This is a genomic window from Rhodococcus sp. T2V, assembly GCF_029269925.1.
GTDB classification, from domain to species: domain Bacteria; phylum Actinomycetota; class Actinomycetes; order Mycobacteriales; family Mycobacteriaceae; genus Rhodococcus_F; species Rhodococcus_F koreensis.
The window spans coordinates 42,435-56,952 of record NZ_JARJBD010000040.1; the positions used below are offsets into that span (position 1 = coordinate 42,435).

General features: G+C 68.7%; 18 protein-coding genes. 4 read left to right on the forward strand and 14 right to left on the reverse strand.

Features of this window, described 5'->3' with window-relative positions; all coding sequences use genetic code 11:
* Positions 1–25 precede the first annotated feature (25 nt).
* From P3H15_RS29025 to P3H15_RS29035, 3 genes are all read right to left on the reverse strand, one after another.
* Positions 26–592, reverse strand: coding sequence for a Clp protease N-terminal domain-containing protein (locus tag P3H15_RS29025; protein ID WP_276140385.1), 567 nt, complete (start codon positions 590–592; stop codon positions 26–28).
* Positions 593–598: 6 nt separating this feature from the next.
* On the reverse strand, positions 599–814 hold the full coding sequence (locus tag P3H15_RS29030) for a hypothetical protein (protein WP_005258323.1): 216 nt from the start codon (positions 812–814) through the stop codon (positions 599–601).
* A gap of 64 nt (positions 815–878) precedes the next feature.
* Positions 879–1,631: a 1-acyl-sn-glycerol-3-phosphate acyltransferase gene (locus P3H15_RS29035; protein WP_276140417.1), complete on the reverse strand. Its 753-nt coding sequence runs from the start codon at positions 1,629–1,631 to the stop codon at positions 879–881.
* Positions 1,632–1,758: 127 nt separating this feature from the next.
* Between P3H15_RS29035 and P3H15_RS29040 the strand changes: the two genes are divergently transcribed.
* Positions 1,759–2,304: a GNAT family N-acetyltransferase gene (locus P3H15_RS29040; RefSeq protein ID WP_276140386.1), complete on the forward strand. Its 546-nt coding sequence runs from the start codon at positions 1,759–1,761 to the stop codon at positions 2,302–2,304.
* On the opposite strand, the gene P3H15_RS29045 is transcribed toward P3H15_RS29040, so the two are convergent.
* Positions 2,292–3,401 carry a PLP-dependent cysteine synthase family protein gene (locus P3H15_RS29045; RefSeq protein ID WP_276140387.1) on the reverse strand — a complete coding sequence of 370 codons (1,110 nt, stop codon included), beginning with the start codon at positions 3,399–3,401 and terminating at the stop codon, positions 2,292–2,294. The two genes, P3H15_RS29040 and P3H15_RS29045, sit on opposite strands and share 13 nt — an antisense overlap.
* Positions 3,398–3,766 (reverse strand): DUF4229 domain-containing protein, encoded by a 369-nt coding sequence (locus tag P3H15_RS29050; RefSeq protein WP_276140388.1) that lies wholly within the window; start codon positions 3,764–3,766, stop codon positions 3,398–3,400. The genes P3H15_RS29045 and P3H15_RS29050 overlap by 4 nt, the downstream gene beginning before the upstream one ends.
* A 187-nt stretch (positions 3,767–3,953) precedes the next feature.
* Between P3H15_RS29050 and P3H15_RS29055 the strand changes: the two genes are divergently transcribed.
* Together P3H15_RS29055 and P3H15_RS29060 are read left to right on the forward strand one after the other, a co-directional pair.
* Positions 3,954–4,187, forward strand: a complete 234-nt coding sequence (locus P3H15_RS29055) for a BldC family transcriptional regulator (protein WP_124395103.1) — start codon at positions 3,954–3,956, stop codon at positions 4,185–4,187.
* Positions 4,188–4,306: 119 nt separating this feature from the next.
* Entirely contained in the window at positions 4,307–4,510 is a 204-nt protein-coding gene (locus P3H15_RS29060) for a hypothetical protein (protein WP_072939927.1), read from the forward strand.
* A gap of 46 nt (positions 4,511–4,556) precedes the next feature.
* Here the strand turns inward: P3H15_RS29060 and P3H15_RS29065 are convergent, their stop codons facing one another.
* From P3H15_RS29065 to hppD, 8 genes are all read right to left on the reverse strand, one after another.
* Positions 4,557–5,864 carry a MinD/ParA family protein gene (locus P3H15_RS29065; protein WP_276140389.1) on the reverse strand — a complete coding sequence of 436 codons (1,308 nt, stop codon included), beginning with the start codon at positions 5,862–5,864 and terminating at the stop codon, positions 4,557–4,559.
* A 94-nt stretch (positions 5,865–5,958) separates the two neighbouring features.
* Positions 5,959–6,936, reverse strand: a complete 978-nt coding sequence (gene ccsB / locus P3H15_RS29070; protein WP_276140390.1) for a c-type cytochrome biogenesis protein CcsB — start codon at positions 6,934–6,936, stop codon at positions 5,959–5,961.
* Positions 6,933–8,597 carry a cytochrome c biogenesis protein ResB gene (locus P3H15_RS29075; RefSeq protein ID WP_276140391.1) on the reverse strand — a complete coding sequence of 555 codons (1,665 nt, stop codon included), beginning with the start codon at positions 8,595–8,597 and terminating at the stop codon, positions 6,933–6,935. Before P3H15_RS29075 ends, ccsB begins: the two co-directional genes overlap by 4 nt.
* The gene (locus P3H15_RS29080) at positions 8,594–9,424 is read right to left on the reverse strand and encodes a cytochrome c biogenesis CcdA family protein (RefSeq protein WP_276140392.1); all 831 of its coding nucleotides are present in this window, start codon (positions 9,422–9,424) and stop codon (positions 8,594–8,596) included. Before P3H15_RS29080 ends, P3H15_RS29075 begins: the two co-directional genes overlap by 4 nt.
* Positions 9,421–10,020: a TlpA disulfide reductase family protein gene (locus tag P3H15_RS29085; protein WP_276140393.1), complete on the reverse strand. Its 600-nt coding sequence runs from the start codon at positions 10,018–10,020 to the stop codon at positions 9,421–9,423. Before P3H15_RS29085 ends, P3H15_RS29080 begins: the two co-directional genes overlap by 4 nt.
* Positions 10,017–10,676 (reverse strand): histidine phosphatase family protein, encoded by a 660-nt coding sequence (locus P3H15_RS29090; protein WP_043826371.1) that lies wholly within the window; start codon positions 10,674–10,676, stop codon positions 10,017–10,019. Before P3H15_RS29090 ends, P3H15_RS29085 begins: the two co-directional genes overlap by 4 nt.
* 79 nt (positions 10,677–10,755) lie before the next feature.
* Positions 10,756–12,081, reverse strand: coding sequence for a glutamate-1-semialdehyde 2,1-aminomutase (hemL, locus tag P3H15_RS29095; RefSeq protein WP_276140394.1), 1,326 nt, complete (start codon positions 12,079–12,081; stop codon positions 10,756–10,758).
* Positions 12,082–12,243: 162 nt separating this feature from the next.
* A complete protein-coding gene (gene hppD / locus P3H15_RS29100; protein WP_276140395.1) occupies positions 12,244–13,452 on the reverse strand; it encodes a 4-hydroxyphenylpyruvate dioxygenase in 1,209 nt (402 codons plus the stop codon).
* Between the two features lie 115 nt (positions 13,453–13,567).
* On the opposite strand from hppD, the gene P3H15_RS29105 reads away from it, so the two are divergent.
* Positions 13,568–14,047 carry an Lrp/AsnC family transcriptional regulator gene (locus P3H15_RS29105; protein WP_276140396.1) on the forward strand — a complete coding sequence of 160 codons (480 nt, stop codon included), beginning with the start codon at positions 13,568–13,570 and terminating at the stop codon, positions 14,045–14,047.
* On the opposite strand, the gene P3H15_RS29110 is transcribed toward P3H15_RS29105, so the two are convergent.
* Entirely contained in the window at positions 14,044–14,499 is a 456-nt protein-coding gene (locus P3H15_RS29110; RefSeq protein ID WP_276140397.1) for a MarR family winged helix-turn-helix transcriptional regulator, read from the reverse strand. The two genes, P3H15_RS29105 and P3H15_RS29110, sit on opposite strands and share 4 nt — an antisense overlap.
* Positions 14,500–14,518 lie beyond the last annotated feature (19 nt).

Below are 14,518 nucleotides of genomic sequence, written 5' to 3' on the forward strand. Positions count from 1 at the left end.
GGACAAACGGGAACCGGGCGACCGGTCAGGCAGCACGGTCGTCGAGCGCCGCGTGCACGCGGCGGCGGAGTTCGCCGACCCCGACCCGGACCTCGAGGATCTCCTTCGTCGTGCCCTCGGCGACGCGCAGCACTCCGAGGAAGATGTGCTCGGCGCCGATGTGATCGTCCTTGCGCGCCAGCGCCTCCCGCAGTGAGAGTTCGATCGCCTTCTTCGCGTCGCGGGTGAACCCGACATGTCCCGACTTCCGGCCGAACCAGCCGCGCTTCTCCGAGGGCTGTTCCGGATCGAGCACGCCCTTGCCGAAGTTCTGCTCGAGACTCTGCCGCACGGCGTCGAGGTCGATCCCGATCGATTCGAGTGCTTCCGCGTCGGCGTCACTCAGGGCGGTGCCGTGGGCCGCGACGGTCGATCGCGCGGTGTCCTCCTCGATGCCGGCGTCGGCGAGGATGCCGTGGACGGGTTCGGTTTTCACGGACAGCAGGGCGAGCACGAGGTGTTCGGGCCCGATCTGCGGTGACTTCACGTCGCGCGCTTCCTGCTGCGCGCCGATCACCACGGCCCGGGCGTCCGTCGAGAATCGTTCGAACATGCGCCGTTACCTCCCTCTCCGGTTGTGTTTCTGGTGGACGGCCTGCCTGCTCACCTCGAGGGAGTCGGCGATCGCCTGCCAGGACCAGCCCTGGGCGCGGGCGTTGGCGACCTGGATGGCCTCCAGCCGTTCGAGGAGACGCCGCAGCGCACGCACTGCCCGCAACCCCTCGGCGGGGTCGGGGCTGCCCGCCGCTGCGGCGAGCGTGGTTGCTTCGGTCATGCATGTCAATTTAGGTTGACACCGATCGGGTGTCAACCCTGATTGACAGATTTCGGGAAGGCCGTCAGTACGCGGCGACCGCCCCGTCGACGGCGATCTGCAGGTCCTTCTGCACGACGTGTGCGATGTCCATCGGCTTCGCCGGAAGGTCGAATACCGGCTCCGACACGAACACGCTGGCCGACTTCACGTTCTCGGGGTCGGCCCCGTGGGCGTCCGGCCCGTAACTGATGCCGATGGACAGCAGCACGGGCGAGACTCCGCGATCCGCCGCACGTTTCGCGATGTGACCGATGCCGCTGTTGATGTGCTGCAACCGGGTCGGATCGTCCTCGTTGCACGTGCCCTCGGGAAAGATCGCCAGGTTGTCGCCGCGGCAGAGCCGTTCGGCGGAGATGTCCATCATGAGCCTCCCCGCATCGGCGACCGCCCGGAGACCGTAGTTCTTGCTGCGGAACACCGGGATACCGCCCATCATGTCGACCTTCTTGTGCAGGTCGGGGTCGACGAACAATTCGTCTTTCGCGAGCACCCGGGTGCGTCCGATCGCGCGGCGCAACGGCGTGTTCCAGGCCGTCGCCGCGAGCGTGTACTGATCGCTGTGGGTCACGTGATTGGCGGCGACGATCAGCACCCTGCCGGACTTCACCAGCCCGGCGAGCTGCGCCTTCGCGTCGTCCGCGTAGACGATCCGCGGCCGGTACTTCGCGTACAGCGACGCGTACGCCAGCTTGGCGAGCACCCGATTCTGCCGGTGGTCGCGGTAGTACGCGTACACCGCTTCGTAGTTCTCGAGAGTCACCTCGGGCTTGTTCATGCGCATCCCCGCTCCGTCGTCCTCACGCCAGGCTACCAACCTACGGTTGCGTAGCCTACGAAGGAGTAGGTATCGGGAAAGTGCAGGGAAACTGTGCGAACAGCACGATTTCGGGTACAAAAGACCTGTGATCCGCCCGGCCATTTCCACCGACCTGCCCGCTCTGCAAGACATCGAAATCGCGGCGGGTGCGCCGTTTCGCGACATCGGCATGGACGCCGTCGCCGACGATCCCCCGTTCTCACTCGACGAGCTGACCGAATACCTGCAGCTGGAATGCATCTGGGTCGCGGTCGACGCAGACAATGCCCCGGTCGCCTACGCACTCGTCGCCGTCGTCGACGGCGGCGCGCACATCGAGCAGGTGTCGGTCCACCCCGGCCATGCCCGCCAGGGCCTCGGCGCCCTGCTGCTCGACGAGATCTCGTCGTGGGCGGCCGTCCGCGGACTGCCCGCCCTCACTCTCACCACGTTCGTCGACGTCCCGTGGAACGCCCCCTATTACGAGCGGCTAGGTTTCCGCCCCCTGCCGGAGACCGACCTCACTCCGGGCCTGTCACGCATCCGCGACGACGAGGCCCGGCACGGTCTGGCCGCGTGGCCGCGGGTCACGATGTCCCGCGCGGTGACCGCGCCGGTGCGCACCGCCGCCACCGCGCCTCAGCCGGGCTGACCGGGCCACTCCCCCGTCGCCGCAAACCGGTCGAGCACCGCGGTCGGGCCTGAGAGGTCGATGCCCTCGCCTGCCACCCAGTCGTCGTCGAAGTAGGTGTCGGCGTATCGTTCGCCGCCGTCGCACAGGACGGTGACGACACTGCCCGACCGTCCGGCCGCGAGCATCTCCGCGACGACGGTGAACGCGCCCCACAGGTTCGTGCCCGTGGACCCGCCGACCCGGCGGCCCAGCACCGAACTGGCGTGCCGGGCCGTCGCGATGGACGCGGCGTCGGGCACCCGCATCATGCGATCGATGACCTGCCCGACGAAGGACGGCTCCACCCGCGGCCGGCCGATGCCCTCGATCCGCGAGGGCATTCCCGTCGCGTATTCGCAGGAGTTGCTCTCGTATCCGCCGAAGAACGCGGAGTTCTCGGGGTCCACGACGAGAAGGCGGGTCGCGTGCCTGCGGTACCGGATGTACCGGCCCAGCGTCGCGCTGGTGCCGCCGGTCCCGGCGCTCATGACCAGCCACTCGGGCACCGGGTGCTCTTCCTGAATCATCTGCTGGTAGATCGACTCGGCGATGTTGTTGTTGCCGCGCCAGTCGGTGGCCCGTTCCGCGTGCGTGAACTGGTCCATGAAGTGACCGTTCGTCTCCGCGGCGAGCCGACGGGCCTCGCTGTAGATCTCCGGCGGGTGGTCGATGAAGTGGCAGCGACCGCCCTGCGCCTCGATGAGGGCGATCTTCGCGCCGCTCGTGCTGCGCGGCATGACGGCCACGAAGTCGAGCCCTAGCATCTTCGCGAAGTACGCCTCACTGACGGCCGTCGATCCCGACGACGCCTCGATGACCGTGGTCCCCTCGGTGATCCAGCCGTTGCAGATCGCGTACAGGAACAGCGACCGAGCCAGCCGGTGCTTGAGGCTGCCCGTGATGTGGGTCGACTCGTCCTTCAGATAGAGCTGCACACCCCAGTCGACGGGCAGCGGGTACCGCAGCAGGTGCGTGTCGGCGCTGCGCTGCGCGTCCGCGTCGATGAGGCGGACGGCGTTGTCCACCCAGTCCCGCGACACGCTCCGGTCGATGACGACGCAGTCGTCGACCGTCACCGGGACGTGCCCTCACCGCGGAGCCGGGCACGCAGGTCGGCCTGGTCGGCGCGGCGCTGCGCGTCGAATGTGGCGATCCCCTCGTTGACCCGCTTGCGGAGTTTCGCGAACAGCAGCAGCGACAGCGGGAGCGCGATGAGCACCGCGAAGATCGCGGCGACGAGAAGCGGCACTGCGACCCCGACGACTGCGGCCACCCCGAGGATGACGGCGCCGATGACGACGACCAGCAGCAGCCGGGCGATCGAATAGATCGCGACGTCGCGCGCCAGCTGCCCCTTGGTCACCCGCCCGTCCTGCTTCGCTTTCGCGCTCGAATCTGCGGGCTCGACCTGGTCTTCTGGCTTCTCGGATGACTCGCTCACGCTCCCAGGTTACCCACCGGCGAGGGGGCTCCTCACACGTCCGACTTATCCGATTTGTCTATTACCTCCCCTTTACCAACATTAGATCGTTCGAGTACCCGGGGTCTCGGATGTCACGATGACCGAGATCAGTCGCAACAGCGGCCGGCTTCAGCACAGATCAGTCGAAAGCAGTGGAGGATCGTCGATGAGCGCACCCACCTACAACGGACCCGGATTCAGCGGATCCAACGAAGCCCTCATGACCCCGGGCCAGGTGGCTGCCCTGTTCCATGTCGACCCGAAGACCGTGACGCGTTGGGCGCACGCGGGGCGGCTCGGATCGCTGCGCACCCCCGGCGGGCACCGCCGCTTCCGCGAGGCCGAGGTCATGCAGCTGCTCCGCTCCCTCACGACGGAGGCGGGCGCAGGCCGACCGTAGGGCCCCGACCGCGACCGCACTGCCCGGACGCCCCGCGACCCGGGTAGATGCCCTCTGCCGCCGACGCGGCTACGCTCGAGGAATACCGGCTACCCTCGAGCGGTGTAAGGAGGTGCGCGGTGATCTATCTGTTGGCACTCATCGGGCTCGTGACGGTGGCGGTCCTGATGTGGAAGGCGTTCGGCCCGAACACGAGGCCCGTGCTGAGCACGCGGGTGCAGGGACCGGACGACGATCCGGATTTCCTGTGGAAGGTAGATCGGGAGACGCGTCGGAAGAAGTCCGACGAACCCGATGCCGGTCCGGCGGACCCGGCCGGATGAGCAACAGCCGGGTGCCGGTTGGGCCGGCACCATCGGCGTCACTGTCTCAGCGACGGTCCTGTAGCGCGAAACTCGACGCCGGGAAGTCGGAGGCCACCGCGGCGGCCAGTTCGAGGAGTGCGTTGCGCGTCTGCGGACGCAGCCGCTCGAGGTCGATCTCGGCACCCTCTTCGAGGTGCGGGTCGAACGGAATCAGCCGCACGAGGCGGCATCGCTGCTCGAAGTGCTCGACGACCTTCGGCAGATCCACTTTGCCCGACCTGGGGCGCACCGCATTGACGACGGCCACCGACCGGGCCACGAGTTCGCGGTATCCGTGGGCGTCGAGCCAGTCGAGTGTGGCGGAGGCGCTGCGGGCGCCGTCGACGGATCCCGAACTGACCACCACGAGCGCGTCGGCCTCTTCGAGGATGGTCTGCATCGCGGAGTGCATCAGTCCGGTGCCGCAGTCGGTGAGGACGATGCTGTAGAACTTCTCGAGCATCGTGACGGTCCGCGAGTAGTCGTCGGCGCTGAACGCCTCGGAGACTGCCGGGTCGCTGTCGGACGCGAGCACCTCGAGCCGGTGCCGGCTCTGCGACGTGTAACTGCGGACGTCGCTGTACTTTTCGATGCTCTTCTCGTCGCGCAGCAAGTTCCGCACCGTCGCGGGGGTCTCGAGCGGAATCTTCTGACTCAGCGTGCCGCGGTCGGGGTTGGCGTCGACGGCGATGACGCGGTCGCCGCGCAGTGATGCGAACGTGGAGCCGAGGGTCGCGGTGGTCGTGGTCTTGCCGACCCCGCCCTTGAGGCTGAGCAGCGCGATCTTGTAGCAGCCCTGCAGCGGCTGGTTGACCTGCTTGGTCAGCTCGATCCGGCGCTGTTCCTTCGCGCTGTTCCCGACGTTGACGTAGCGGCCGGACAGTCGGTACAGCGCCTTGCGCCACCCGGTGGTGGGGGCGGGCTTGACCTGCTTGAGGAGCAGCGACGTCGACAGGTCACGGGCGGACACCGCGTACTGCTGATCGGCGTTCGTGTTGTGCGGACGATTCGCGGGCTGCTGGGGCGCGAACGCACCCGGCTGCGGCGGGGGTGTGTGCTGGACCGGCGGCTGCGGCGGGGGCGTGAACGCCGCCGGTTGGGGTGCCGGAGCCTGCTGTACGGCGGGGGCCTGCTGCGGGGCGGCCTGGGTCTGCGGCCGCGCGGGTGCGGCGGGGGCCTGGGCGGCAGGCTGTGCGAACGGATTGGGACCCTGCGGCTGAACGTACGGGGCCTGCCGCGCGGCGTTCCAGGCGACGGTCGACCCGGTGCCGTCCGCGGGCGGATTCGATGCAGGCCGCACCGGCTCCCACACGCCGGCGTTGTTTTCGGACATGGCTGAACGTCCCCCTCGTGAAGTCTCCATCGTCCCCACCGGATCTCACCGGTCGGAGACGTCGCGGCGGAAGGATATCAGTCGGTGGCGACCGTCAGTTCAGGCCCGCGTACGAGTGCAATCCCGACACCACCATGTTGATGATGAACAGGTTGAACAGCATTGCGACGAAGCCCGCCACGTTGATCCAGGCGGCCTTGGTGTCGCGCCATCCGGACGTCGCGCGGGCGTGCAGGTAGGCGGCGTAGATCACCCAGGCGATGAACGACACCGTCTCCTTGGGGTCCCAGCCCCAGAATCGGCCCCACGCGGCCTCGGCCCAGATCGCGCCGAGGATGACTCCGGCGCCGAACAGCGGGAACCCGATGATGGTGGTCTTGTATGCCAGGCGGTCCAGGGTCTGCGCGTCCGGCAACCGCTCCGCGATCCGCGCGAACACGCTCGTCCCCTCCTCACCGTGCGGGTACCGCATGCGCAGCAGGAACAACAGGCTCGCGATGCCCGACACGAGGAACACACCGGAACCGACGCTCACGATGGTGACGTGGATCGGCAGCCAGTACGACCGCAGCGCGGGCACGACGGGTGCCGCGTCCGCGTACAGCACGGTGGCGGCGAGGAACATCAGGATCAGGACGGGAACGAGGAGGAACACCCACATCGACCGGTACGCCGGCTTCGACAGCAGCGCGAGACCGACGACGAGCGCGGCCGCGCAGGCCATGGTCACGAACTCGTACATGTTCCCGAGCGGGAACCGCTCGGTCGCGAATCCGCGCAGCACGATCGACGCGAAGATCAGTACCGTGCCGACGACGAGCACGGCGGCGCCCATGCCGCCGAAACGCTCGGACAGGGGCTTCTTCGGCTGCTCGACCACCCGACCGGGGACGTCGGGCGCTTCGGGCGCACGCGCGCCGGATCCGGCCGCCACGAGTTCCCGGTCCTGCACGGCCTGCGCCCGGGTGGACGCGTACTGCACGATGAGCAGCACGAGCGCCAGCACCAGCACGGTGAAGGCTGATCGGAAGGCCCAGTCGCTGTATTGCGCCAGTGTCTCGTTGGTCGTCATCGTTGGCTCTCCTGCGCGTCAGGCTTCGTGTCGTCCGTGAGCAGACGGGTGCAGAGCCGGCCGAACTCGTCGCCCCAGCCGGCCTGATCGGTCCGGGCGAGTCCACCAAGCTCTACTACAGTACGTCGTGGCCCCGGCTCGGCGGCGTCCGCGGGGTAGATGCGGGCCCAGATCCGGCGGCGCTTGACCAGCAGCGAGACGAGCAGTCCCGCCATCATCGTCAGGGCCGACACCAGCACCCACTGCTGCGCCGGGTCGTGCGACACCTGCAGGTTCACGAAGTCCACGGCGCCGTCGAACCGCACCTGAGTGCCGTCGGACAGGGTCGAGCTCTCCCCCGGCTTCAGGTTCACCCGGTCCTGCTTCACGAGCCGGCCCTGATTGATCAGTTCCGTGTTGAGCGAGAACAGCGACTGCGGGTTGCCGGTGTCGAGGCCGGTGTCGCCCTTGTAGATGTCGATGGCGACGGCCGGGTCGTTCATCGCCGGGAAACTCGACGCCAGCAGGTTGCCGTGCAGCAGCGCGGTCGGGGCGAACAGCCCCTCGATCGCGATCTGATTCTTCCGGCGCTCGTCGGTGTCGGTGTACATGCCGCCGGGCGGGTCGAACCGCATCGCGCCGCTGCTCAGGAACGTCGTCGCGTCGTCGGGACGCCACTGCAGCGTCTCGGTGCGGGTTTCCCCGTTCGGGAACGTGACGGTGAACGTCGGCGCGTACCCGTGTCCCTGTAGATAGACGCGGTCACCCTCGACACGCAGCGGATGGTTGACCTGCAACTGCCCGTCCCGCCAGGTGTTCGTCTCGAGGTCGTCGCCGGCCTGGTAGGCGATGTTGGACGTGAACATCTCGGCCTGGCCGCTGTCGAGGTAGTCGGCGGCGAAATCCTTCACCTTGATGCACAGCGGCGTCATGCCGGTGCCGTCCTGGGTGTTGCCCGCCTTGAACGAGTCGAACACCGCGGGCGACGTGGTGCAGAACCCCGGACCGTTGTTGGCGACGACGATCACGTTGCCCTCGTAGCCGAACAGCTTGCCGACGGCGATCGCGACGAGCAGCGCGACGAGCGACAGGTGGAAGACGAGGTTGCCGAGTTCGCGGAAGTACCCCTTCTCCGCGGAGATGGTGATCTCGCCGTCGTGGGCGGCGCGTTCCCCGCCCGCGCGGGTCTCGACCCGCCACCCCTTCAGGTGGGTGCGGATGCGCGCGGCGAGTTCCTCCGGTGTCTCGTCGACCCGGTCCTCGTGGTGGTGCGGAAGTCGCGCGAGGTTCCGCGGGGCGGGCACCGGACGGGTGCGCAGCGCCTTGGCGTGGTCGACGCAGCGCGGCAGGATACAGCCGACGAGGGAGATGAAGAGCAGGACGTAGATCGCGGTGAACCAGAAACTGCCGAACACGTCGAACAGTTCGAGCTTGTCCATCCACGGACCGAGGGTGGGCCGGTTCGCGATGTACTCGTCGACCTTGCCCGCGTTGAGGCTGCGCTGCGGCAGCAGCGCGCCCGGAATCGCGGCGAGGGCGAGCAGGAACAGCAGCACCAGCGCCGTGCGCATGGACGTGAGGCCGCGCCACGTGTTGCGGACCAGCGCGAACGCGCGGCCCGGCAACGATTGACGGGGCACCGGTGCGGCTTCCGGGGCCTCGGGGGTCTGGATGTCGCTCATATGGGGAGGGTCACTTCCGAGATGAAGGCGTCGCGAACCCAGCCGACGAACTGGTCCCACGCGCCGGTGACGAGGGCGACGCCCACGGCCACCAGCATGATTCCGCCGAAGATTTGAATCGTGCGCGCGTTGCGGCGCAGCCAGCCGACGCCGCGCAGCGCGCGGGACGATCCGAGCGCCAGGATCACGAACGGCAACCCGAGGCCGAGGCAGTACGCGACGATCAGGGCCACTCCGCGGGCCGCGGTGGCACCGTCGGTGCCCGCGGCGAGGGAGATGACGCCCGCCAGGGTCGGGCCGAGGCAGGGTGTCCAGCCCAGCGCGAAGACGGCACCGAGCAGCGGGGCCCCGGCCAGGCTGGAGATGCGCCGCGGCTCGAGCCGGGTGTCCCGCTGCAGGGCCGGGATCAGACCGATGAACACCAGGCCCATGGCGATGGTGACCACCCCGCCGACCCGCATCAGGACGTCGCGGTTGATCGCGAGGGCCGAGATGGCGCCGAACACCGATGCGGTGGCCAGCACGAACACCACGGTGAAACCGGCGACGAACAGGGCCGCGGCGCCCGCGACCCGCAACCGTCCGTCCGACACGGTCTTCGTCCGGGTGGCTGCCTCCTCCGCGGTGACGGCCGGGGCGTCCGCTCCGACGACACCCGCGAGGTAGGACAGGTAACCGGGGACGAGCGGCACGACGCACGGCGACGCGAACGACACCAGACCGGCGAGGACGCACGCGCCGAGCGCGAGCAGCAGCGGCCCGGTGGCCGCGGTGGACTGGAAGGCGTCGCCGACGCCGCCGGCGAGAAGGGCGGTGCTGGTGTTCACGATTCCTGTGCCACCCGTTCGACCACCGGCTTCAGGTCCTCGGCGAGCAGTTCCTTCAGGAACACCGCGGCCACGCGGTGTTCCCGGTCGAGCACGATCGTGGTGGGGATGACGCTCGTGGGGTAGTTCTGGCCCAGTGCGATCATCGTCCGCATGGCGGGGTCGTAGATCGACGGGTACGACACCTTGTTGTCGATCACGAAGTCCTGCGCCTTGTCCTGCTGGTTGTCCCGCACGTTGATCCCGAGGAACGACACGCCCTGATCCTTGGTCTCCTCGTACACCTGCTCGAGGTCGTTCGCCTCACCCCGGCACGGGCCGCACCACTGCCCCCACACGTTGAGGACGACGACCTGACCCTCGAAATCGTCGATCGAGGTGGTCTTACCCTCGGTCATCAGATCGGGTCCGGACACCGTGCCGATGGTGCCGCGGTCGGCAGGCGGGTCGTAGAAGATCTCCGTCTGACCGCCCGGCGACACGAAGTCGAACGTGCCGCCCTGGGCCACGGCGTCGTCGCCGGACGCACACGCCGACAGCGACACCGCGGCCGTACAGATCACCGCGAGAACCCCGGCGAAGCGCCCTCGGTTCATGCCCCGGTCACCCTCGGATCCGACGCGCCCGCGGGCTCCGAGTACACGATGTCGATGAGGGTGTCGCCTTCGTAGACGAGCGACGTCAGCGACGCGAGACCGCACTGCCGGTGGCGCGGATCGTGCCACAGCCGCTCGCCCTGCAGAAACCGGCGGAGGGTCCAGACGGGGAGCTGGTGGCTGACGACGACAGCCTCGTGTCCGACCGCCGACACGCGGGCGGTGTTGACGGCAGCCAGCATGCGGTGCGCGATCTGCAGGTACGGCTCGCCCCAGGACGGTGTGAACGGGTCGCGCAGTTTCCACCAGTGCCGGGGACGGGACAGCGCGCCGTCGCCGACGGAGACCTTGAGTCCCTCGAATTCGTTGCCGGCCTCGATGAGGTTCTCGTCCGTCGCGATGTCGACGCCGTGTGCGTCGGCGATCGGGGCGGCCGTCTCCTGAGCCCGCTGCAGCGGTGAGGACACGACGTGTGTGATGTCGTGCTTGGCCAGCACCGACGCCACCGCGCGGGCCTGCGCCTCACCCGTCACCGACAGCCGGAACCCGGGGAGCCTGCCGTAGAGGATCCCTCGCGGGTTGTGCACCTCGCCGTGCCGGAGCACGTGCACGATGGTGCGGGTCTGTGTGTGGTCGGGATGATCGGCTTCGGTCACGTTGCGGTTCCTCGGGTCGGGGCGGGAGGTCAGGTGGGTGTCGGCGGCGGGGCCGCCGGCCCCCGGAGGGGAAGTCTCGTCAGGGCTGGACGGCCGCGGCGGCAGCCTTCGCGGCGTGCGGCAGGGCGTCGGCGATGATCGAGAATGCGGTGTCGTCCATGGCGGCGGAGACGAACCACGCCTCGAACGCGCTGGGCGGCGGGTACACCCCGCGGGAGAGCAGTCCGTGGAAGAAGGCCGGGAAACGCCAGGTCTGCGCGGCCTTGGCCTCGGCGTAGTCGGTCACCGGGTCTTCGCTGAAGAACACGCTGAGCATGGTGCCCGCGGTCTGCACGCGGTGCGGCACGCTCGCCGCGGTCAGTGCGTCGGACAGCAGCGTCCGCAGGGTGGCGCTGTTGCGCTCGAGGGCGTCGTACACACCCTGGTCCGCGGCGCGCAGGCTGGCGAGCCCGGCGGCGACGGCGACCGGGTTCCCGGACAGGGTGCCTGCCTGGTAGACGGGTCCGGCGGGGGCGAGGTGGGCCATGACGTCGGCGCGGCCACCGAACGCGGCGGCGGGCAGACCGCCGCTCATCACCTTGCCGAACGTGTAGAGGTCGCCGGCGACGCCGTCGAGCCCGTACCAGCCTGCGGAGCTGACCCGGAATCCGGTCATCACCTCGTCCATGATGAGCAGTGCGCCGTTGTCGCGGGTCAGCGTCCGCAGGCCCTCGTTGAATCCGGGCTGCGGCGCCACCGCGCCCATGTTGCCCGCGGCGGCCTCGGTGATGACGCACGCGATCTGGCCCTCGTTCGCGGCGAAGGCCTGGGCGACGGCGTCGAGATCGTTGTAGGGCACGACGATGGTGTCCTCGGCCTGCGCGCCGGTCACGCCGGGCGACGTGGGGAGCCCGAACGTGGCCAGTCCCGAACCGGCGTCGGCGAGCAGCGCGTCGACGTGTCCGTGGTAGCAGCCGGAGAACTTGAGGACCTTGGTCCGGCCGGTGAATCCGCGGGCGAGGCGGACGGCGCTCATGGTGGCCTCGGTGCCGGAGTTGACCAGCCGCACCTTCTCCACCGGTGCGACGCGGCGGACGATCTCCTCGGCCAGTTCGATCTCACCCTCGGTGGGAGCGCCGAACGACAGGCCGGTGGTGGCCGCCTTCTGCACGGCCTCGACGACGGCGGGGTGCGCGTGCCCGAGGATCATCGGTCCCCAGGAGCAGATGAGGTCGACGTAGTCGTTGCCGTCGACGTCGGTGAGCGTGTAGCCGGACGCTTCCCTGATGAACCGCGGGGTGCCGCCGACCGAGTGGAACGCCCGCACCGGGGAGTTGACACCGCCGGGAATGACCAGATCAGCCCTCTCGAAGAGCTGGGCGGAGCGGGAAGCGTGCACGTCGGGGTCACCGGAGGAAACAGTCACGGCCTCCAGTGTCCCAGTTCTGTCGAATTTGCCAACGACAGGGTGTAGTGGGTGGCCAGGATCACTCTGCCCGATCCGTCCCGCCGGGACGTTCCGGGACGAGCGAGGCGAACATCGCCCGCATCGCCATCCGTCGATGATGCACTGCGTGCCGACCGGAGCTCACAGATTGCCGCGGGCCGCCTGTTCGCGCTCGATGGATTCGAAGAGGGCCCGGAAGTTGCCTGCCCCGAACCCCAGCGATCCGTGCCGTTCGATCACCTCGAAGAACACCGTCGGCCGGTCACCGAGCGGTTTGGTGAAGACCTGCAGGAGGTACCCGTCCTCGTCACGGTCGACGAGGATTCCGCGTTTCTGCAGTTCCTCCACCGGCACCCGCACCGTGCCGATGCGGGCCCGGAGTTGCGGATCCTCGTAATAGGCGTCGGGGGTGGCCAGGAACTCGACGCCCTCCGCGCGCAACGCGTCCACGGTCGCGAGGATGTCGCCGGTGGCGAGGGCCAGATGCTGGCAGCCCGGCTCACCGTAGAACTCGAGGTATTCGTCGATCTGCGACTTCTTCTTCCCCACCGCCGGTTCGTTGAGCGGGAACTTCACCCGGTGGTTGCCGTTCGCCACGACCTTCGACATGAGCGCCGAGTACTCGGTGGCGATGTCGTCACCGACGAATTCGGCCATGTTCGTGAATCCCATGACCCGGTTGTAGAACCGCACCCAGTGATCCATCCGGCCCATCTCGACGTTGCCGACCGCGTGGTCGAGCGCCTGGAACAGGCGAGCCGGTTTCCCCGGCCGCGCCGCGTAACCGCTCGAGCGCGAGACGAATCCCGGTAGGTAGGGGCCGTCGTACCGGCTGCGGTCGACGAGGGTGTGCCGGGTGCTGCCGTAGGTGGCGATCGCCGCGAGCCGCACGGTGCCGTGCCGATCCGTGACGTCGCGCGGTTCCTCGAGGATGGTGGCCCCCTGGGAGCGTGCGTGCGCGATGCAGCGGTCGACGTCGAGCACCTCCATGGCCAGGTCCACCACGCCGTCGCCGTGGGCCCGGTGGTGGTCGGCGAGCGGGCTCTTCGGGTCCACGGCGCCGTGCAGCACGAACCGCGCCGTTCCGGATTCGAGGACGAACGACTTGTGCGAGCGCTGCCCGGTCTCCGGCCCGGCATAGGCGACGAGGGTCATGCCCCAGGTGGAGACGAAGTACTGCATGCTCTGCGTCGCGTTGCCGCACACGAACACGACGGCGTCCATCGCGACCACGGGAAAAGGGTCCGACGCGTCGTCGTGTTCGACGAGCCCGACCAGCTGCCGGAGTTCGTCGGTCTCCAGATGTGCGGCCACTTCGTGTGGCGTCAGGCGGATGTCGGCGATTGTCATACCCCACTGTGATCCAGCACACATTTCTGCGCAACGGTGCTACTTGACGCTGTTCACTCTGTACAGAATGCTGGATAAAAATACGGATCGACCCTACATATTGACCAGGGACGCCATGCACATCGATCAACTCGACGCCGCACTGCTCGACCTCCTCCACGCCGAGCCGAAGGTCGGGGTACTCGAGGCGTCGCGACGCCTGGGGGTGGCGCGCGGCACGGTTCAGGCGCGACTCGACCGGCTCGAACGCACCGGCGTGATCACCAGTTCGGCACCGACCCTCGACCCGGAGGCGCTGGGGTTTCCGGTGGTCGCGTTCGCCACCCTCGAGATCGCCCAGGGCAACGGGCACGCCGCCGTCGTCGAGCATCTGAGCGCCATCCCCGAAGTGCTGGAAGCGCACACGATCACCGGCGCCGGCGACGTCCTGGTCCGGGTGGTGGCCCGCACCCACGCCGACCTGCAGCGGGTGATCAACTCGATCGTCGACGGGCACAACGTCCTTCGTTCGTCGACGGTCATCGCGACGCAGACCCAGATCGCGCTGCGTCACGACCAGCTCGTCCGCGCCGCGGTCCCACCGCCGCGCGCCTAGGGATCCTCGGAACCCAGCTCGTCCAGCAGTGCACTGAGCAGGTAACAGGCGTCGTCGAAACGGTCGCGGCCGACGAGGCCGCCCCAGTGGCGCTCGATCTCGGCGACCCGTATCGAGGCGTCCTGCAGCGCCTGTCGCCCCCGCGTGGTCGGGACGACGAGTTTCGCCCGCCGATCCCGCGTGTCCGGCACCCGCTCGACGTACCCGAGTTCCTCGAGATCGTTGATCAGTTCGGACGCGGCGGACAGACTCAGTTCGGCCCGGGCGGCGATCTCGGTCAGCCGCCGCCCGTCCCCGATGTTGCCGAAGATCTGCAGATGCGGCGGCCGGATGTCGCCGTACCCGCGCTCCGCCATGGGCTCGCTCAACTCCCGGCGGAACTCGTGCAGCAGACGGACCAGCAACTGTCCCACCGCCGGCCGATCGGTCGGCAGACCTCTTGACCGTTCCATGACACAGGAGAATACTACG

Bases quoted from the DNA above. Each gene is read 5' to 3' on its own strand.
- P3H15_RS29105 (WP_276140396.1), top strand. From the start codon at position 13,568: ATGCACATCGATCAACTCGACGCCGCACTGCTCGACCTCCTCCACGCC.
- P3H15_RS29075 (WP_276140391.1), bottom strand. From the start codon at position 8,597: ATGAGCGACATCCAGACCCCCGAGGCCCCGGAAGCCGCACCGGTGCCC.
- P3H15_RS29025 (WP_276140385.1), bottom strand. From the start codon at position 592: ATGTTCGAACGATTCTCGACGGACGCCCGGGCCGTGGTGATCGGCGCG.
- P3H15_RS29055 (WP_124395103.1), top strand. From the start codon at position 3,954: ATGAGCGCACCCACCTACAACGGACCCGGATTCAGCGGATCCAACGAA.
- P3H15_RS29110 (WP_276140397.1), bottom strand. From the start codon at position 14,499: ATGGAACGGTCAAGAGGTCTGCCGACCGATCGGCCGGCGGTGGGACAG.
- ccsB (WP_276140390.1), bottom strand. From the start codon at position 6,936: ATGACGACCAACGAGACACTGGCGCAATACAGCGACTGGGCCTTCCGA.
- P3H15_RS29030 (WP_005258323.1), bottom strand. From the start codon at position 814: ATGACCGAAGCAACCACGCTCGCCGCAGCGGCGGGCAGCCCCGACCCC.
- P3H15_RS29035 (WP_276140417.1), bottom strand. From the start codon at position 1,631: ATGAACAAGCCCGAGGTGACTCTCGAGAACTACGAAGCGGTGTACGCG.
- P3H15_RS29065 (WP_276140389.1), bottom strand. From the start codon at position 5,864: ATGTCCGAAAACAACGCCGGCGTGTGGGAGCCGGTGCGGCCTGCATCG.
- P3H15_RS29085 (WP_276140393.1), bottom strand. From the start codon at position 10,020: ATGAACCGAGGGCGCTTCGCCGGGGTTCTCGCGGTGATCTGTACGGCC.
- hppD (WP_276140395.1), bottom strand. From the start codon at position 13,452: ATGACAATCGCCGACATCCGCCTGACGCCACACGAAGTGGCCGCACAT.